Annotated in this window: 19 protein-coding genes; 13 read left to right on the top strand and 6 right to left on the bottom strand. The window is 70.6% G+C overall.

All coding sequences use genetic code 11. The features are described from left to right. The first annotated feature begins 36 nt into the window (after nt 1-36). The 4 genes from VB059_RS05000 to VB059_RS04985 all read left to right on the top strand — a co-directional run bounded on the left by VB059_RS05000 (nt 37) and on the right by VB059_RS04985 (nt 6,549). Entirely contained in the window at nt 37-1,026 is a 990-nt protein-coding gene (locus VB059_RS05000; protein ID WP_323420925.1) for an ABC transporter substrate-binding protein, read from the top strand. Between the two features lie 139 nt (nt 1,027-1,165). Continuing rightward, nucleotides 1,166-2,110, top strand: a complete 945-nt coding sequence (locus VB059_RS04995; RefSeq protein ID WP_323420924.1) for an ABC transporter permease — start codon at nt 1,166-1,168, stop codon at nt 2,108-2,110. Then, a complete protein-coding gene (locus VB059_RS04990) occupies nt 2,107-2,922 on the top strand; it encodes an ABC transporter ATP-binding protein (RefSeq protein ID WP_323420923.1) in 816 nt (271 codons plus the stop codon). Before VB059_RS04995 ends, VB059_RS04990 begins: the two co-directional genes overlap by 4 nt. A 237-nt stretch (nt 2,923-3,159) precedes the next feature. Continuing rightward, nucleotides 3,160-6,549, top strand: a complete 3,390-nt coding sequence (locus VB059_RS04985; RefSeq protein WP_323420922.1) for a hypothetical protein — start codon at nt 3,160-3,162, stop codon at nt 6,547-6,549. Nucleotides 6,550-6,657: 108 nt separating this feature from the next. Here the strand turns inward: VB059_RS04985 and VB059_RS04980 are convergent, their stop codons facing one another. Then, nucleotides 6,658-7,404 (bottom strand): peroxide stress protein YaaA, encoded by a 747-nt coding sequence (locus VB059_RS04980; RefSeq protein WP_323420921.1) that lies wholly within the window; start codon nt 7,402-7,404, stop codon nt 6,658-6,660. A gap of 143 nt (nt 7,405-7,547) precedes the next feature. On the opposite strand from VB059_RS04980, the gene VB059_RS04975 reads away from it, so the two are divergent. The 9 genes from VB059_RS04975 to rplQ all read left to right on the top strand — a co-directional run bounded on the left by VB059_RS04975 (nt 7,548) and on the right by rplQ (nt 13,309). Next, complete coding sequence (locus tag VB059_RS04975) at nt 7,548-7,925, top strand: DUF1707 domain-containing protein (RefSeq protein ID WP_323420920.1); 378 nt, start codon at nt 7,548-7,550, stop codon at nt 7,923-7,925. Between the two features lie 199 nt (nt 7,926-8,124). Next, complete coding sequence (locus VB059_RS04970) at nt 8,125-9,063, top strand: GTP-binding protein LepA (RefSeq protein WP_323420919.1); 939 nt, start codon at nt 8,125-8,127, stop codon at nt 9,061-9,063. A gap of 211 nt (nt 9,064-9,274) precedes the next feature. Continuing rightward, nucleotides 9,275-9,496 carry a translation initiation factor IF-1 gene (infA, locus tag VB059_RS04965; RefSeq protein WP_092613392.1) on the top strand — a complete coding sequence of 74 codons (222 nt, stop codon included), beginning with the start codon at nt 9,275-9,277 and terminating at the stop codon, nt 9,494-9,496. 95 nt (nt 9,497-9,591) lie between these two features. Further along, the gene (gene rpmJ / locus VB059_RS04960) at nt 9,592-9,705 is read left to right on the top strand and encodes a 50S ribosomal protein L36 (RefSeq protein ID WP_020575560.1); all 114 of its coding nucleotides are present in this window, start codon (nt 9,592-9,594) and stop codon (nt 9,703-9,705) included. 363 nt (nt 9,706-10,068) lie between these two features. Further along, the gene (rpsM, locus tag VB059_RS04955) at nt 10,069-10,437 is read left to right on the top strand and encodes a 30S ribosomal protein S13 (protein ID WP_323420918.1); all 369 of its coding nucleotides are present in this window, start codon (nt 10,069-10,071) and stop codon (nt 10,435-10,437) included. 56 nt (nt 10,438-10,493) lie between these two features. After that, entirely contained in the window at nt 10,494-10,895 is a 402-nt protein-coding gene (gene rpsK, locus VB059_RS04950) for a 30S ribosomal protein S11 (protein ID WP_323420917.1), read from the top strand. 31 nt (nt 10,896-10,926) lie between these two features. Further along, nucleotides 10,927-11,532 (top strand): 30S ribosomal protein S4, encoded by a 606-nt coding sequence (rpsD, locus tag VB059_RS04945; protein ID WP_323420916.1) that lies wholly within the window; start codon nt 10,927-10,929, stop codon nt 11,530-11,532. Nucleotides 11,533-11,695: 163 nt separating this feature from the next. Then, the gene (locus tag VB059_RS04940; protein ID WP_323420915.1) at nt 11,696-12,718 is read left to right on the top strand and encodes a DNA-directed RNA polymerase subunit alpha; all 1,023 of its coding nucleotides are present in this window, start codon (nt 11,696-11,698) and stop codon (nt 12,716-12,718) included. Nucleotides 12,719-12,775: 57 nt separating this feature from the next. Beyond that, nucleotides 12,776-13,309, top strand: coding sequence for a 50S ribosomal protein L17 (rplQ, locus tag VB059_RS04935; RefSeq protein ID WP_323420914.1), 534 nt, complete (start codon nt 12,776-12,778; stop codon nt 13,307-13,309). A 362-nt stretch (nt 13,310-13,671) separates the two neighbouring features. Here the strand turns inward: rplQ and VB059_RS04930 are convergent, their stop codons facing one another. From VB059_RS04930 to VB059_RS04910, 5 genes are all read right to left on the bottom strand, one after another. Continuing rightward, nucleotides 13,672-14,268, bottom strand: a complete 597-nt coding sequence (locus tag VB059_RS04930) for a superoxide dismutase (RefSeq protein ID WP_323420913.1) — start codon at nt 14,266-14,268, stop codon at nt 13,672-13,674. A gap of 262 nt (nt 14,269-14,530) precedes the next feature. Next, nucleotides 14,531-15,142, bottom strand: a complete 612-nt coding sequence (locus VB059_RS04925) for a class I SAM-dependent methyltransferase (protein WP_323420912.1) — start codon at nt 15,140-15,142, stop codon at nt 14,531-14,533. Further along, entirely contained in the window at nt 15,135-16,076 is a 942-nt protein-coding gene (gene truA, locus VB059_RS04920; RefSeq protein ID WP_323420969.1) for a tRNA pseudouridine(38-40) synthase TruA, read from the bottom strand. The genes VB059_RS04925 and truA overlap by 8 nt, the downstream gene beginning before the upstream one ends. A gap of 2 nt (nt 16,077-16,078) precedes the next feature. Next, a complete protein-coding gene (gene trmB / locus VB059_RS04915) occupies nt 16,079-16,834 on the bottom strand; it encodes a tRNA (guanosine(46)-N7)-methyltransferase TrmB (RefSeq protein ID WP_323420911.1) in 756 nt (251 codons plus the stop codon). Next, the gene (locus VB059_RS04910; RefSeq protein ID WP_323420910.1) at nt 16,834-17,247 is read right to left on the bottom strand and encodes a hypothetical protein; all 414 of its coding nucleotides are present in this window, start codon (nt 17,245-17,247) and stop codon (nt 16,834-16,836) included. Before VB059_RS04910 ends, trmB begins: the two co-directional genes overlap by 1 nt. Between the last annotated feature and the right edge of the window lie 100 nt (nt 17,248-17,347).

Below are 17,347 nucleotides of genomic sequence, written 5' to 3'. Positions count from 1 at the left end.
TGCGAAGGCGCGCCGCAGAGGAAAGGACTCAACGCGATGAAGTCAGCCCGTTTCGGAGTCGTCGGCGCGATCGCCGCCGCCACGATGCTCCTCGCCGCCTGCGGCAACTCCACCGGTTCGACCGCAGGGTCCCAGTCGTCGACGACGAAGACGTACCGGATCGGGATCACCCAGATCGTCTCGCACCCGTCGCTGGACGCCTCCCGGGAGGGCTTCAAGAAGGCTCTGGCCGACGCCGGCCTCAAGGTCGACTACGACGAGCAGAACGCCCAGGGTGACCAGGCGACGGCGACCTCGATCGCCACCAAGTTCGCCACCGACAAGAAGGACCTCGTCCTCGCCATCGCCACACCGACCGCGCAGGCTGCGGCCCAGGCGATCACTGACACGCCGATCCTCTTCACCGCGGTCACCGACCCGGTCTCCGCCCAGCTGGTGAAGTCCCTCGACGCCCCCGGCAGCAACGTCACCGGCACCACCGACCTCAACCCGGTCGCCAAGCAGATCGGCCTGGTCAAGCAGCTCAAGCCGTCGGCCACCACCGTCGGCATCATCTACAGCTCCGGCGAGGTCAACTCCGCGGTGCAGGTGAAGCTGGCCAAGGAGGCGGCCGCCAAGGAGGGCCTGACCGTCAAGGAGACGGCCGTCTCGACCTCCTCCGAGGTCCAGCAGGGCGCCCAGTCCCTCGCCGGGGTGGACGCCATCTATGTCCCGACGGACAATGTCGTGGTCTCGGCGCTGGAGTCGGTGATCCAGGTCGGCGAGAGCAGGAAGATCCCGGTGATCGCCGGTGAGGGCGACTCGGTCAAGCGTGGCACCGTCGCCACGTACGGCATCGACTACGCCAAGCTCGGCTACCAGACCGGCCAGATGGCGGTGAAGATCCTCACCGCCGGAGCGAAGCCGGCCACCATGCCGGTGGAGTCGCAGGCCGACGTGCAGCTGGTCATCAACAAGGCCGCCGCCGAGCGGATGGGCGTGACCATCCCCGACGACCTGGCCAAGCAGGCCGCACAGACCTACTGACCGGTCACCCCTACCGACCGTCGCCGGCGGCCGTCGCGGGAGGAGACTCCCGCCGGCCGCCGCCGATCCAGGCATCCGGTCCCCCGCGCGGCGCACCCGCGGGGGACCACCGTTCGACAACAGAGAAGGAGGAGGGCGCATGATCGTCGCCCTGGACCTGGGATTCATCTTCGCCGTGATGGCGTTGGGGGTCTATATCTCCTTCCGGATCCTCGACTTCGCCGACCTCACCGTCGACGGGTCGTTCACCAGCGGCGCCGCGACCACCGCCGCGCTCATCGTCGCCGGGGTGAACCCCTGGCTGGCCACCGCCGCGGCGATCGTCGTCGGCCTGGCCGCCGGGGCGGTCACCGGCGTGCTGCACGCCAAGGGGGGCATCAACCCGCTGCTGGCCGGCATCCTCACCCAGATCGCGCTGTACTCGATCAACCTGCGGATCATGGGGCGGGCGAACGTACCGCTGCTGCGTACGCAGACGATCATCACCCCGCTGCGGGAGGCCAAGCTGCTCGGCACCCCGGTCTCGGTGCTGATCTTCCTCGGCCTCGGCGCCGTGCTCACCGCCGTGCTGGTCTGGCTGCTGTCGACCGACTTCGGTCTGGCGATGCAGGCGACCGGCGACAACCAGGCGATGATCCGCTCGCTGGGGGTGAACACCGATCGGATGAAGATCATCGGGCTGGCGCTCTCCAACGGCCTGGTCGCCCTGTGCGGCGCGTTGATCGCCCAGTACCAGGGCTTCGCCGACATCGGCATGGGCATCGGCCTGATCGTCGCCGGCCTGGCCTCGGTGATCATCGGCCAGGCGATCTTCGGGCAGCGTACGGTCCTCGTCGCCGCCTCGGCGGTGGTGATCGGCTCGGTCATCTACCGGCTGGTGATCCAGCTCGCCCTGATGATCGGCTTCAACCCGAACGACATGAAGCTCATCTCCGCCGTCCTCGTCGTCGCCGCGCTGCTGCTGCCGCGCTGGGACGTGGTCCGCCGGCTCAGCGCCCGACGCCAGGAACGCCTGCAGAAGCTGACCGAACCGTACGAGGAGGGCGCCGCCGCGGCGGACGCCGTGGAGGAGAGCGTGCGATGACGACCCACGAGGCCAAGCTCGAGCTGACCAACGTCACCAAGGTCTTCTACCCGCACACCGTCAACGAGCGGGTGGCGCTCAAGGCGGTGTCCCTCACCCTCAGCGAGGGGGACTTCGTCACCATCATCGGCTCCAACGGCGCCGGCAAGTCGACCCTGCTGAACGTCATCGCCGGCGCGCACCGCCCCGAGGCGGGCAGCATCCGGATCGACGGCCGGGAGGTCTCCCGGCTCGCCGACTTCCAGCGCGCCCGGTACATCAGCCGGGTCTTCCAGGACCCGATGGCCGGCACCTCGCCGCACATGACCATCGAGCAGAACCTCGCGATGGCGCTGTCCCGGGGCCGGCGGCGCGGCCTGGGGGCCGGCGTCTCGGCCCGCAAGCGGGAGCGGTTCCGGGCGGAACTGGCCACCCTCGAGCTCGGCCTGGAGGACCGGCTGGGCGTACGGGTCGGGATGCTCTCCGGGGGACAGCGGCAGGCGCTGTCACTGCTGATGGCCACCTTCAGCGAGCCCGAGATCCTGCTGCTCGACGAGCACACCGCCGCCCTCGACCCGCAGCGGGCCGCCCTGGTCACCCGGCTGACCGGCGAGGCGGTCAGGCGGCACGGGCTCACCGCGCTGATGGTCACCCACAACATGGAGCAGGCGCTGCAGCTCGGCAACCGGCTGATCATGATGCACGAGGGCGACGTGATCTTCGAGATCGACGCCGGCGCCAAGGCCAAGGCGACCGTCCCCGACCTGCTCAATGAGTTCGGCAAGGTGCGCGGGGCCACCGAGGCCCTCAGCGACCGTACGCTCCTCGGCTGACGGCCCGCTGACAAGCCTTCGGCTGTCGGCCCGCTGACCGACCCCGGTCGACGGCCCACGGCCGGGCCGGCCGGGCGCGGGGGGCGGCTGACCGACCGACCGTCCGGGGCCGCAGACGAGCATCGTGTGAAACCCCGGACACCGAGGTGCGGGGCGGCGTACCCTACGCCCTCGATGGTCGGACCAACGGGGCGGGGGGCTGCATCCCCGGCGCAGGGGCGCGGGAACAATGCTCGCATGGTGAATTCTGACGTGCATGCCGCGATCAACGTGCGCCTGGCACTCCTCGGCCTGCCGGTGGCCGAGGGCAGCGCCGGGGGCGCCGAGGCCCGCCTCGTCGCGCCCCTGCTGGCCCGGCAGCGCGAGATCGGCCGCCGACTCCTCGACCAGCTGTGCCCGGTCGACGCCCGCATCCAGGCGTTCCTCGACGACTACCTCGCCGACGCGCCGGTGCGGCCGCATCTGCCCGCCACGACCCTCGTCCTCGACCAGGCCGGGCTGGCCCGCGGCCTGTCGCTGCCGCAGCACGGCGACTCCTTCACGTCCCCGTACGTCCACAGCTATCGGCTGACCAACGGCGTGCTGCACAATCCGGTCAACGACCGGCGGACCACCGCCGGCGTCTTCCACATCGCCCAGGGCGGGCTGCCGATCCCCGACGACAAGATCAGCGTCCGCAAGGACGTCTTCGGCCGGCTGCTCGAGCTGGCCCTGTGCCCGCCGGACGACGCGCTGGAACTGCCCTGGACCGCCGGCTCCGACACCCCCGCGCGGACCTTCGTCTCGCTGCTGATGCGACCCGTTGTGGTCCCCGAGGTGCCCGGCGTCTGCCCGCAGCGGATGGAGGTGCGTTTCATCGTGCCCGGCGGCCTGGTCAGCAACCTCGATTTCGTCGAGGGCATCTTCGGCAACGCCGGTGACCCCCAGCTGCCGGAGAGCGACGCCGCCCTCGACCCGGAGCACTGGACCGGCACCACCGGCTGCATCATCCTCGCCCCGCACCTCATCCACGTCACCAAGCGTGACCTCGGCCTGCCGCACTGGGACGAGGCCACCGAGCGGGAGCGTCGCGACGGGCAGTGCTGGCACTCCGAGGACGAGCGGTACAACGACGGCAAGGCCTTCAAGGTCTGTGCCCGGACCGCCGCCGGCGTCATCGTCACGGTCATCGCCGACAACTACTTCGGCTACTGCAAGAAGGAGGTGAAGACCCAGATCGGCTACTCCGCCAACCTGGTCGGCGGCGCGGAGGAGGAGCACTCCGGCGGCGCGCTGGTGTTCCCGAGCTATCTGGAGGGTCAGGAATACTACGACGACCTGGCCGGCGACGACTGGGACCTCGCCGACGTGCTCGCCCGCGAAGAGGACCGCTTCGTCCGGCAGCCCGAGGGCCACGCGCTGGACCCGGCCGACCCGTCGGTCGTGCTGGTCCCCGGTGGGGCCTTCTTCAGCCTGCGGGAACGGTCGGTCTCCTGGGCCGACGGCCACGGCGGCCGGGCCGCCATCCCGCTGCGCGCCGACCGTACGTACGTCGGCCCGCACGGCTACCGGATCCGGATGGCGCAGTCCGGTGTGGACCGCACCCAGTGGAGCCTGATCGGCACCTCGGCCGCCTCGACCGCCTGCCACAAGCCGAGCACCGTCTCGGGCGGGGGCAAGTCGGAGATCTCCAAGGCGATCACCGACGCGTTCGTCTACGGCAACGCGTACGTCAAGGACTTCGACGCCGACATCGACACGGTCGCCTCGATCCTGGCCCGCGACTTCGCCAACCGGTTCGCCGACCCGGCGCGCAACGGCGCCGACCATCGCGAGGTGCTCAGCGACCGGCGCAGCATCGGCAGCGTGATCAAGCTGCTCACCCCCTCCGACGACTACACCTGGGAGTACAACGAGTGGCTGCGCACGATCCCGCAGCACATCAAGGAGCTGGTCTTCGTCGTCAAGCGCTCCTACCGGCCGGAGTGGGGCACCGACTGGCGCCGCCACTTCAGCGTCGGCATCATGAACGGCCGCGCCGGCAACGCTCTGCGCCTGGACGGCGACAAGGTGATCGTCAACATGCTCCGGGTCGGCTTCGACCAGGACGGCTCGTGGCGGCTGTTCAGCCTGCGTCCCGACTTCAGCCCGGCGCTCAAGGTGCAGACCGAGGACGACATCACCGCCAGCACGGTGGTGCCCGCCGCCGTGCTCGGGCTGCCCGGCGACCTGTCCCGCAAGGTGGTCACCAACTGCGAGCGGTTGCTCTTCCAGCGCCCCGACGACGCCATCCACCGCGGCTACGACAAGCAGGCCGAGCGCGACATCGCCCGCCCGGACACCTTCCTGTCCAACTTCCAGCCGCTCGACCACCGCGACGCCCGGCAGATGCGCGACGACGCGGTCGACTTCAGCACTTTCAGCGAGCCCGCCCAGGAGCTCATCAGCCGGGTCGCCGACCTGCCCGACGACCAGGCGCCGGCGTGGTGGGTGTGCTCGGCACAGCCGCGGCTGGTCGACGGGAAGCCGTCGAAGAACCCCCGCTACCTGCAGCTGCGCCCCGACATCGCCGACCCGGGCGAGACCGCGAAGGCCGATCTGGCGATCCACCTGCACCGGCGCATCCCCAGCTCGCAGCCCGAGCCGGTGCCGGTCGACCTGGTGGCGGCCGGGCGGCGCAACAACCCGCCCGAGCCCGGCATCCCGCCACTGTGCGCCTTCAACCCGCTGCACTACCTCGAGCTGCCGGAACTGTTCATGGAGTTCATCAGCTCGATGACCGGCAAGTCGCCGTCCACCACCGGGGCCGGCTCCGAGGGTGCCCTGACCAAGGGCCCGTTCAACGCACTGCCGGCGGTCTTCGACCTCAACGCGGCCCTGCTCTCCTACATCCTCACCGGCTACGACGGCTGGCTGTCGTGCGCCGGCCACCTCGGCCCGAAGGTCCGCGTCGACCACGACATCAGCCTGCTGGTGCCGGAGGTCTTCTCGCGGATGAGCGAGGCCGAGCGCGACGCCCGGACGCTGATCGAGCAGGGCTTCCTGGAGAAGGTCGGTGACGTGGCGGTCGAGGGACGTACGGTGCCCGCGAGCCGGCTCGGCTACCGGATGACGAAGCGCTTCGCGACCGCCTACTTCGGGCGGATCTTCATGCACCCCGACGTGGTGTTCACCGACGAGATGCTGCGCCCCGAGCTGCAGGACCCGGCCGTCTTCGCCGAGAGCGTGGACACCATCGTGCACACCCACGAACGGGTCGCCGCGGCGTACTTCGCCGACGGCACCGCAGACCTGGCCTGCCCGCCGCTGCGCGCGGTGCTGGAGATCATGGCCTTCGGCGCCACCGCCGACGGTCGTACCCTCGACGACCCGGCGGTGCGGGAGCTCTTCACCCGGGAGAACGTCCTGGCCGGTGACTGGTACGCCGCCCGACTCGACGCCCAGCAGACCGCCCGGGTACGGCGGGCCGGGGCGGCCGTCGATCACCTGACCCGGTTCGTCGGCCGCTCCGACGCGACCGAGGTGACCGAACGACTCGGCCTGACGGACCGGTTGACCCGCGCCCGGGCCGAACTGGCCCGGGTCTCCGCACCGGACTACCGCGCCCGGCTGGTCGGCGAGCTCGGCCTCCAGCCGCAGCTGGGCTGATTCGCGTCACCGGCGGAGCGGACCGTCGGTGGGCAATCCACCGCAGTTGCGCGGCCTGCGGGACGCGCCACCGGCGGGACCGAGCCGTGCTGGGCTCGGCCCCCGAGCTCAGGCCGCGGTGACGCTGAGCTCCCAGGGACGCCCCGGCCGGGCGGGGGCGTCCAGCCGGACCTCGAAGGCCGCCCCCAGCTCGGCCGCCAGAGCGGTGGGCGTACGGGCCGCCGAGCCGTGCTCGCAGAGCCGGCGGGCGACGAGGCCGCGGGTGTGCTTGGCGTGGTGGCTGGCCCCGGGCACCACGATCCGCACCCAGCGCCGGGCGGTGGCGCCGGTCGGGTGCCAGGCCGGCAGATAGGTGCCGGAGCGGCAGTCCACCACCAGTCCGGTGCCGGCGGCCGCAGTGAGCTCCGCGCCCAGCCGATCGCGCCACCACGGCCCGAGCCGGCCGACGCCGGGCAGCTCGACGTCCATCGCCAGCCGGTAGGCGCCGACCCGGTCGGCCGGCCGCAGCGCCCCGTACGCCGCCGACACCACCACCAGCCAGGCGTTCGCGCGGCGGCGGGCCGGGCCGGTGAGGGTCGGCAGGTCCAGCGCGTCGTACAGCACCCCGGTGTAGAGCCGGCCGGCCGGGGTGGCGGGGGAGTCCAGCACCGTGGTGTTGCGGGCGACCTCCGCCGCCAGCGATTCCGGCACGCCCAGCACGCCGGTGGCACCCGGGGCCGCCGACACCTCGGCCAACGCCGTCAGCACGGTCCGGCGCGCCGCGGTCAGCCCGGGGAAGGACAGTCCTGCGAGGTCGGGCGGCGCCCCGTGGGTCCGCGCGGTCTTGGTCTCCGACGGTGGCAGCAGGATCAGCACCGGCCCAGCATGCCAGCGTCGCCGCCTCCCCACGGACGGCGTCCGGTCGCCGGGGCCCCGTCCGACCGTCAGCCGGTCCTTCGGTCTCCGCGGCGGGCATCCCGTCGCGCGGAGGCCTGCCGGGTCACGGCTAGTCTGGGGCCATGAGCAGCAACCTGCCCGTGCCGTATCGCTACCGCTCGGAACCCGCGACGCCGGTGTCCGACCAGGAGCGCGATGACCTCACCGCCCGGGTCAATGCGGCCTACACCGACGGCAGGCTCGACGACGAGGCCTACCATGCCGCCCTGGACCGGGTGTTCGCCGCCCGGACGCTGGGCGAGCTGGTGCCGGTCGTCGAGGTGGTGGGGGCGGTGCCGACGTACCGGGAGCCGGCGATCGTCGCCTCGACCACGACCAACAGGCCCGGCGAGCTGGCCGACATCAAGGGCCCCGGCCGGGCCGGTCTGCTGGTGCTGGCGATCGGCGGCGGCGCACTCCTGGTGCTGGTCGTCCTCCTCGCCGTGCTGCTGGTGTTCTGAGTTCCGCGTTCTGGTCCCGATTCCGCGCACGTTCCGATCCCGCACGCGAGGTCTGCTCCGGGCGGGTCCGCCTTGCGTGCCGCGCCTGCTCCGGGCGGGTCCCCATTGCGTGCCGCCTGTTCCGGGCGTCCGTGCCGCTGCATGCACCGGACAGCGCCGATGTTTCGGAACTGACCGAACGATCAATACCATCGAATGCGTGCCAAAGAAGCAGGTCACCCCGGGGAAGATCCGTGATCATGTGGAACGGCTGGGGGAGCTGTACCCGCCGATCCCGTTGTCCTCGGTGGATCGTACGGTGCGCGATCCGGAACTCGTCCGCACCCGCTTCGGCCATGTCCTCAACTACCTCGCCCGCGTCGAGCTCGAGGTGGACCGCAACGTCCTGGAGATCCTCACCGTCATCCCGGGCATCGACGGGACCGACCGCTTCTTCTACCAGGACGTCTGGCAGCCGCAGGAGATCCAGCACGGCCTGATCCTGGACCGGCTGTGCACCGATGTCGGACTTCCGCCGTCCACCCCGAAGATGACCTTCGACTGGACCTTCCGACTGCTCGGTGCCCTGGCACACCTGCGCCCGATCCAGGACGTCTCCCGGATGATGTTCTACCTCACCGGCGCCTCGACCGAGCGCCAGGCGGTGCTGGCCTACAACAGTTTCACCGCCCGGCTGAAGGAGATCGGCGAGGACGTCATCGCCGAGTCGGTGATCCATCCGATCAAACGCCAGGAGCCGGGTCACTTCGCCTACTACCGGATGTCCGCCGAGCTGCTCGCCACCACGCTGCGGCCGTGGCAGCGCTGGCTGGTCCAGCAGCTGCGCAGCACCTCGTACGCGATGGTCGGCACCAACGGCGACGAGGAGTACAAGCGCGACATCGGCGGCCTGATGGTCACCTTCGACCTGGACCACGACCTCGAGGCGTACGCCCGCGAGGTCGGCCGGCTGGAGGCCCGCTTGATCTGGGCCGACCGCAACGGTCTGGAGTTCCCGCCGTACGTGCTGGAGAGCATGCGGGAGTCGGTGGAGCTCTACCGGGAGAAGGGTCTGTCGACGCTGCCCGCGCGCTACGACCTGGAGGGCCACGCCCTGGTCGAACGGCCCACCTCCCGCAGCCTCGTCGGGGTCCGCTGAGCCTGCTGTCGGGCCCGACCGCGGGAGTGTCCACCGGCCGCCCGTCGCCCGCGCCACAGGGCGCCGGCCGGGGCGTCGCAGCGGGCCCAGGAGGGGCGGACCGGGATTTGGGCAATCCTTGCCCCGCCGGGTAGAGTGACTCCTTGGTCACCTGTGTCGGTGCACCAGCGTGCCCATCGGTCGGTGGGGCGGGACTGACGATGTGAGGATCATGGCAAAGAAGGAAGGCGTTCTCGAGCTCGAGGGCACCGTCGTGGAGGCTCTGCCGAACGCGATGTTCCGGGTCGAGTTGTCCAACGGCCACAAGGTGCTGGCCACCATCAGCGGCAAGATGCGACAGCACTACATCCGCATCCTGCCGAGCGACCGTGTCGTCGTCGAGGTCTCTGCGTACGACCTCAACCGCGGACGCATCGTCTACCGACACAAGTGACACGCGGGTGGGCCCGGCCCACTCACACCACCCATCCACAGTCGGGCGCGGTCCGTTGACGGGCCACGCCCTGCGCCGATTCAGAAAGACGATCGATGAAGGTTCAGCCGAGCGTCAAGAAGATCTGCGACAAGTGCAAGGTCATCCGCCGGCACGGTCGCGTGATGGTGATCTGCGAGAACCCGCGCCACAAGCAGCGCCAGGGCTGACAGCCCCGGCCTGGCTCCCGGTGTCACACCGGGGGGCTGCCCCGGTGCCTCGCGTCACCGCTCCCGCTGGGAGGCCTCCGGGCCACCGAGCCGGGGCCTCTTCGCCGGACTCCGGTCCGGGACCCACAACCGAATACCTCACCCGCCGGAGCCATCCGGCTCGTGGGGCCAGCCATTCAGCGTGAATGCAACCCCGGGGCGTACGTCCCGGATCCACCCTCGGACGAAGGCCGAGGCCCTGCCGCGGTACAGCAGCATCAGGCGGACAGGGACGCTTCACGCCACACACCTTCGCGGACCACGGAGGTCATGCGGGTCGGGAGACCCGTTCCGTCGTCCGTCCACGGGAAAGGAACCCGCCACATGGCACGCCTGATCGGTGTCGACCTGCCGCGCGAGAAGCGCCTCGAGGTCGCCCTCACCTACATCTACGGCATCGGCCACACCCGCGCGCTCGAGACCCTCGCCGGTACCGGCATCTCGGGTGACAAGCGCGTCCACGAGCTCACCGAGGACGACCTGGTCGTCCTGCGTGACTTCATCGAGGCCAACTACCAGACCGAAGGTGACCTCCGCCGCGAGGTCGCCGCCGACATCCGCCGCAAGATCGAGATCGGCTCCTACCAGGGTCGTCGTCACCGCAGCGGTCTGCCGGTCCGTGGCCAGCGCACCCGCACCAACGCGCGTCAGCGCAAGGGCAAGCGCAAGGCCGTCGCCGGCAAGAAGAAGTGACCCTCACTTCCCCCGCTCACTGACTGACAGACTTTTCGAGGAGCAGAAACACTCTCATGGCTACTGCAGGCCGTAGCACCGGCAAGAAGGTGCGCCGCAAGGAAAAGAAGAATGTGGTCGCCGGCCAGGCCCACATCAAGTCCACCTTCAACAACACGATCATCTCGATCACCGATCCGACCGGCCAGGTCATCGCCTGGGCCTCGGCCGGCACCGTCGGGTTCAAGGGTTCGCGCAAGTCCACCCCGTACGCCGCTCAGATGGCCGCCGAGGCGGCCGGTCGTCGTGCCATGGAGCACGGCCTGAAGCGCGTCGACGTGTTCGTCAAGGGTCCGGGGTCGGGTCGTGAGACCGCGATCCGTTCGCTGGGCGCCATCGGTCTGGAGATCGGTCCGATCTCCGACGTGACCCCCGTCCCGCACAACGGCTGCCGCCCGCCCAAGCGCCGCCGCGTCTGACCCGAACGAACTAGCAAAGGACTGAACAAGAATGGCCCGTTACACCGGCCCCATGACCAAGAAGTCCCGTCGTCTCGGGACTGATCTCGTCGGCAACGACAAGGCGTTCGAGCGCCGCCCCTACCCGCCGGGCGTGCACGGCCGCGGCCGCACCAAGGACTCCGAGTACTCGCTGCAGCTGCGCGAGAAGCAGAAGGCGCGGTTCGCCTACGGCGTGCTGGAGAAGCAGTTCTCCCGCTACTACGAGGAGGCCAACCGTCAGCCCGGCCGCACCGGTGACAACCTGCTGCGCATCCTCGAGTCGCGTCTGGACAACGTCGTGTACCGCGCCGGGCTCGCCTCGACCCGCCGCCAGGCCCGTCAGCTCGTCAACCACGGGCACTTCCTGGTGAACGGCAGGAAGGTCAACATCCCGTCGTACCGCGTCGCCGAGCATGACATCATCCAGGTCAAGGAGAAGTCGCTCAACATCACCCCGTTCGTGGTGGCCCGCGAGACCCATTCCGAGCGCTCCGTGCCGGCGTGGCTCGAGGCTCGCCCGAACCAGATGAAGATCTTCGTGCACCAGCTGCCGACCCGTGAGCAGATCACGGTCGACGTGCAGGAGCAGCTGATCGTCGAGCTCTACTCGAAGTGATCCCGACGGCAGGAGGGGCGGTCCGCCGCCCCTCCTGCCGGGTTCACCCTGGGGGAGCACCCGACCGGGCGTCTCTCCCGCACCCGGGGCCGTACGGCATCTCGCCGTCGCTCCACTCGGATCGCGTCTTCAAATAGTGGTGGACGCGGAAAGGAACACACCCATGCTGATCGCCCAGCGCCCGACCCTGAGCGAAGAGGTCCTCGACGAGCACCGTTCGCGGTTCGTCATCGAGCCCCTCGAGCCCGGCTTCGGTTACACCCTCGGCAACTCGCTGCGTCGTACGTTGCTGTCCTCGATCCCCGGTGCTGCCCTGACCAGCATCAAGATCGACGGCAACCTGCACGAGTTCTCCACCCTCCCGGGTGTCGTCGAGGACGTCACCGAGATCATCCTCAATCTGAAGGGCCTCGTGCTCACCTCGGAGGAGGACGAGCCGGTGGTCATGTACCTGCGCAAGGCCGGTGCCGGTGAGGTCACTGCCGCCGACATCCAGCCGCCGGCCGGTGTCGAGGTGCACAACCCCGACCTGCACATCGCCACGCTCAACCGTGACGGTGCCATCGACATGGAGTTCGTGGTCGAGCGCGGCCGCGGCTACGTGTCGTCGGACCAGAACAAGGAGACCGAGCACGAGATCGGCCGCATCCCGGTCGACTCGATCTACTCCCCGGTGCTGAAGGTCAGCTACAAGGTCGAGGCCACCCGTGTCGAGCAGCGGACGGACTTCGACCGTCTCGTCGTCGACGTGGAGACCAAGCAGTCGATCACCCCGCGGGACGCGGTCGCCTCCGCCGGCCGTACCCTCGTCGAGCTCTTCGGCCTGTTCCGGGAGCTGAACGTCGAGGCCGAGGGTGTCGAGATCGGCCCGTCGCCGGTGGACGACCAGTACGCCACCGACCTGGCCCTGCCGGTCGAGGACCTCAACCTGTCCGTGCGTTCCTACAACTGCCTGCGTCGTGAGGGCATCCACACCGTGGGTGAGCTCATCTCGCGTTCCGAGCAGGACCTGCTCGACATCCGCAACTTCGGCTCCAAGTCCATCGACGAGGTCAAGCAGCAGCTGGCCACGATGGGTCTGGCCCTCAAGGACAGCGCCCCCGGCTTCGACCCCTACACCTATTCCGGTGCCGGGAACGACGACGAGGACGAGGACACCGATTTCGCGGAGACCGAGCAGTACTGAGCGCGCCGCTCCGTACGAGTCCCGGGCACCGCTTCTGATTGAACTGGAGAGACAAGAATGCCTACCCCCACCAAGGGCCCCCGTCTGGGCGGCAGCGCCACGCACCAGCGCATCATCCTGGCCAACCTGGCCAGCCAGCTGTTCGAGCACGGCAGTGTCGTGACGACCGAGGCCAAGGCCAAGCGGGTCCGTCCGCTGGCCGAGAAGATGATCACCAAGGCCAAGCGCGGCGACCTGCACGCCCGCCGCGTGGTGCTGAAGACCATCACCGACCCGAGCGTCGTGCACGTGCTGTTCACCGAGATCGCCCCGGCGATGGAGGGGCGCGACGGCGGCTACACCCGCATCACCAAGATCGGCAACAGTCAGGGCGACAACGCTCCGATGGCCAAGATCGAGGTCATCACCGAGAAGGTGGCCCCGAAGGTGTCGGCCGCCGAGGCCGCCACCACCACGGAGACCGCCGAGGAGATCAAGGCCGCCGTGGCCGAGGCCGAGACTGTCGAGACTGAGGTTGTCGAGGCCGAGGTTGTCGAGGCCGACGCCACCACGGCCGAGGACGAGGCGAAGGCCGACGAGGCGAAGGCCTGAGCCGCGACCGGATCGGACCGGGCGCGGCAGTGTCGCCGCGACCTGCCGCCGACAGGGCGTGGGAGGGAGACCTCCCACGCCCTGTGCGTTTCTCCGGTCGGGTGCGCGCACTGGCACAGGCGGAACGTGCCCGGCTCGGGTGTACGTCGTCCGGTCGGCAGTGTCCCCGATCATGCGACGTCTCCCTATCGGCGCACCTCCCGGGTAGTGCGTACGTCCCTGGGCTGGGCGTACGTCCTTGGGCTGGGCGTACGTCCCTGATCGTGCGTACCTGTCGGACGCAGAAGGGCGGGCCCCCGCACGGGGACCCGCCCTTCCGGACGTCCGGAGGCCGACTCAGGCCGGGTGGCCTGGGTGAGGGCTCAGGCCTGGGTGGCCTTGGTGAGGCGCTCGTTCACGTTGTTCCAGTTCACGACGTCCCACCAGGCGTTGACGAAGTCCGCCTTGACGTTCTTGTACTGCAGGTAGAAGGCGTGCTCCCACATGTCGAGGAGCAGCAGCGGGGTCTGACCGACCGGCAGGTTGCCCTGGTGGTCGAAGACCTGGTAGACGCGCAGGGCCTGGGAGAGCGCGTCGTAGCCGAGGACGGCCCAGCCGGAGCCCTGGATGCCGAGGGCCACCGCGGAGAACTCCTTCTTGAAGGAGTCCAGGCCACCGAACGTGGTGTCCAGCGCGGTCTTGATGTCACCGGTCGGCTCGGAGCCGCCCGGCGCCATGTTGGTCCAGAAGACGGAGTGGTTGAAGTGGCCGCCCAGGTTGAAGGCGAGGTCCTTCTCCAGCTTGTTGATGACGCCGAAGTTGCCCTTGTCCCGCGCGTCGGCCAGCTGCTCCAGGGCGGTGTTGGCGCCCTTGACGTAGGTGGCGTGGTGCTTGTCGTGGTGCAGCTCCATGATCTCCGGGACGATGGCCGGGGCCAGAGCGTTGTAGTCGTACGGGAGGTCGGGCAGCTGGTAGGTCATGGTGGTACTCCTTCACGCGGCGCGAGGCCGATCGATGGCGAGTTACAGTCTCTTCTCACCCTACCGACGTGACCCCGCTGGTCAATGACTCATTCCGGGCCCGACACCGGCCGACGGCCGCTCAGCCGGGCCGACCACCGCCGGGAGCACCCGCCGACGCCCGGGTCGCGTCGGGTCGCGTCGGGTTGCGCCGAGCCGCGTCGGGTCGCGCCGAGCCGCGTCAGGCCGGGTGGGTCGCCGGATCGGCCGATCCCGACCGGCCTCAGCCGCGGCGGACCTCCAACACCCGGAAGCCCTTCGCGCTGGCCAGCCGCTCGGTGGGCCAGCCCTGCTCGCCCAGCCACCGCTGCAGACTGTCCGCGCCGAGGTTCTTGCCGACCACCAGGACCGCCCGCCCGCCCGGCGCCAACCGGCCGAGCCAGGTCAGCAGCAGCGCATGCAGCGCCTCCTTGCCGATCCGGATCGGCGGGTTGGACCAGATCTCGTCGTACGTCACTGCCGGGTCGACCGTCTCGGGGGTGGCGGTCCACACCCGGTCGGCCACGCCGAGCGCGGTGGCGTTGTCCCGGGTGAGCGCCAGGGCGCGCTCGTTGGTGTCCACCGCGTCGACAGTGAGCCAGGGGCAGTCGAGGGCCAGGGTGAGGGCGATCGGCCCGTAGCCGCAGCCGACATCGACGATCCGACGGACCTGCGGCCCGGGCGGCGCCACCTCCTTGAGCAGGACCGCGGTGGCCGGATCCAGCCGACTGCCGGAGAACACGCCGTTGGCGGTCTGCAGGTCCAGCTCCCGGCCCCGGACGGTGACCCGGATCGTCCGCCGCTTCTCCTCGTCCTGCGGCGTGGCGAAGTAGTGCGCGAGGTGTTCGTCAGTCACAGCAGCAGTCTCCGTCCGTCGCCGGTGTCGTCGTCGCCTGGGTCGTGGTCGTGGTCCCGGACGCGGGGGCGCCGGTCGGGGCCGGTCCGGGCGGCAGCACCCGTACCGCCCGGGCGGCCCCGGCCCGGGCGACGAGCTCCTCGTCCGGCGGGTAGCCGACCTCCTCGAGGGTCAGGCCGTGGGCCGGCATCACCTGGATCGACGACTGCCGGGTGGTGGTGTCGCGGACGCCGCGCAGCCAGTCGAGGTCGCGCTGCCCGGTGCCCACCGCCGCCAGCGCACCGACCAGCGAGCGCACCATCGAGTGGCAGAACGCATCCGCCCGGACGGTGATCTCGACCGTCCCCGCCCCGGGGCCCTCGGCGCGGCGCTCGGCGGTGCAGTCCAGCAGCGTACGGATCGTGGTGGCTCCTTCGCGCGGCCGGCAGAACGCGGCGAAGTCGCGCAGGCCGAGCAGCTCCGCCCCGGCGGACCCGAGCACGGCCGGGTCCAGGGTGCCGCGGATGCGGGCCACGTGGCCGCGCAGCAGCGGGTCGGCGAACCCCGCCTCGTCCACCAGCCGGTAGACGTAGCGGCGCCACTGCGCCCCGAACCGGGCATCGAAGCCCGGCGGGGCCGGCCGGACGTCGCGGACCACGACGTCGGGTGGCAGCACCCGGCGCAGCCGGCGCTGCAGGGTGTCCACCGGGGCGTCGGCGGGCAGGTCGACGTGGGCGACCTGGCCGCGCGCGTGCACCCCGGCATCGGTCCGTCCTGCGACGGTGAGCGTCGGGGTGGTGGGCAGCCGCAGCACCTGGCCGATCCGGTGCTCGAGTTCGCCCTGGACCGTACGCCGGTCGGGCTGGGCGGCCCAGCCGCTGAACCCGGTGCCGTCGTAGGCGATGTCCAGCCGCCACCGGGTGAGGGCCCCGTCGGGGTGGTGCGCAGCAGACATGGTCATCGACCCGGAGGGGTCGGCGGGACCCGGCGGTAGACCAGGTCGCGGATGGTCCGCCCGGCGTCCAGCCCGCGCTGCTCGAAGCGGGTCACCGGCCGGGCGGGGTCGCGCGGCGCCCAGCCGTCGCCGTCGCGGTGGGCGTTGACCAGGTCGTCGCGGTGGTCGAGCACCTCGCGCATCTGCTCGGCGTAGTCCGCCCAGTCGGTCGCCAGGTGCCAGCTGCCACCGGGGCGCAGCCGGGAGGCGACCAGCGTCGCGGTGTCCGGGTTGACCAGTCGGCGCTTGTGGTGGCGCGCCTTGTGCCAGGGGTCGGGGAAGAAGGTGAAGATCCGCTCGACGCTGCCTGCCGGGATCCAGTGCCGCAGCGCGTCGATCCCGTCGACCTCGGCGAGCCGTACGTTCGTCAGGCCCGCGCGGGCGATCAGGCCGAGGGCACTGGCGAGGGCCGGCTTGAACACCTCGAACCCCAGGTAGTTCACCTCGGGGTGCCGGCCGGCGATCGCCGCGCAGGCCTCCCCGTTGCCGGTCCCGATCTCCAGCCACAGCGGGGCCGTACGTCCCCAGATCGCGTCAGGATCGAACGGCTGGCCGGCGGCGACGGAGGTGGTGGTGGCCCGGTGGGCCAGCGGAACGATCCACTCGGTGTGGTGGGCCTCCCAGTTGCGCTGCTGGGAGGCGTTCATCCGGGTGCTGCGACGGACGAAGGAGACGACGTCGCGGTGCACTCGGGGCAGTGGCGTAGCGGTGCCCGGCATCAGGCGCCCTTGCGTCGGTACGGGTTCGCCTGCGGCTTGCGGCGGTTGCGGTGCGCCGACGGGTGGTCGTTGGCGGCGCGCTCCTCGCGCCGCCGGGCGGCCTCGGCGTCCTTGGCCAGCTGGTCGGCGACCAATGCGTCGACCGCCTGCCGCTGTGACCGGTCGGTCCAGCGGCGGGTCAGGACGGAGCGCAGGTACATCGTCACGGTCAGGGTGACGGCGAAGGCCCCCAGTGACCAGCCCCAGCTGCCGGTCAGCTGCATGGCGAGCGCCCCGGCGGCGGCGGACAGCAGGGCGACGACCCACAGACCGATCTCCCGGATGAGCTTTCCGCGGCTGACGCCGCGGCGGACGATGTCCGCGGGGGAGCGGTCACCGAGGGGCTTGGAACTGTCGTCGGGCGTGCTGGGCATGGGGCCCAATCTACGGGGCGCCGACGCGCGCCCGACCTGCGTCCCGTCCCGGTGGGGGTCGTTCCCGTGGGGGCCCTACGGATCCCCACCGGAACCGGCC

Origin of the sequence: Raineyella sp. (assembly GCF_034933565.1) — a bacterium.
Lineage (GTDB): Bacteria > Actinomycetota > Actinomycetes > Propionibacteriales > Propionibacteriaceae > Raineyella.
The sequence above is the reverse complement of the archived record's forward strand: the minus strand, read 5'-3'. Positions and strand labels throughout refer to the sequence as shown.

Excerpts from the sequence above, each read along its gene's own strand:
- VB059_RS05000 (WP_323420925.1), top strand. The coding sequence starts at position 37 with ATGAAGTCAGCCCGTTTCGGAGTCGTCGGCGCGATCGCCGCCGCCACG.
- VB059_RS04995 (WP_323420924.1), top strand. The coding sequence starts at position 1,166 with ATGATCGTCGCCCTGGACCTGGGATTCATCTTCGCCGTGATGGCGTTG.
- VB059_RS04990 (WP_323420923.1), top strand. The coding sequence starts at position 2,107 with ATGACGACCCACGAGGCCAAGCTCGAGCTGACCAACGTCACCAAGGTC.
- VB059_RS04985 (WP_323420922.1), top strand. The coding sequence starts at position 3,160 with ATGGTGAATTCTGACGTGCATGCCGCGATCAACGTGCGCCTGGCACTC.
- VB059_RS04975 (WP_323420920.1), top strand. The coding sequence starts at position 7,548 with ATGAGCAGCAACCTGCCCGTGCCGTATCGCTACCGCTCGGAACCCGCG.
- infA (WP_092613392.1), top strand. The coding sequence starts at position 9,275 with ATGGCAAAGAAGGAAGGCGTTCTCGAGCTCGAGGGCACCGTCGTGGAG.
- rpmJ (WP_020575560.1), top strand. The coding sequence starts at position 9,592 with ATGAAGGTTCAGCCGAGCGTCAAGAAGATCTGCGACAAGTGCAAGGTC.
- rpsM (WP_323420918.1), top strand. The coding sequence starts at position 10,069 with ATGGCACGCCTGATCGGTGTCGACCTGCCGCGCGAGAAGCGCCTCGAG.
- rpsK (WP_323420917.1), top strand. The coding sequence starts at position 10,494 with ATGGCTACTGCAGGCCGTAGCACCGGCAAGAAGGTGCGCCGCAAGGAA.
- rpsD (WP_323420916.1), top strand. The coding sequence starts at position 10,927 with ATGGCCCGTTACACCGGCCCCATGACCAAGAAGTCCCGTCGTCTCGGG.
- VB059_RS04940 (WP_323420915.1), top strand. The coding sequence starts at position 11,696 with ATGCTGATCGCCCAGCGCCCGACCCTGAGCGAAGAGGTCCTCGACGAG.
- rplQ (WP_323420914.1), top strand. The coding sequence starts at position 12,776 with ATGCCTACCCCCACCAAGGGCCCCCGTCTGGGCGGCAGCGCCACGCAC.
- VB059_RS04930 (WP_323420913.1), bottom strand. The coding sequence starts at position 14,268 with ATGACCTACCAGCTGCCCGACCTCCCGTACGACTACAACGCTCTGGCC.
- truA (WP_323420969.1), bottom strand. The coding sequence starts at position 16,076 with ATGTCTGCTGCGCACCACCCCGACGGGGCCCTCACCCGGTGGCGGCTG.
- trmB (WP_323420911.1), bottom strand. The coding sequence starts at position 16,834 with ATGCCGGGCACCGCTACGCCACTGCCCCGAGTGCACCGCGACGTCGTC.
- VB059_RS04910 (WP_323420910.1), bottom strand. The coding sequence starts at position 17,247 with ATGCCCAGCACGCCCGACGACAGTTCCAAGCCCCTCGGTGACCGCTCC.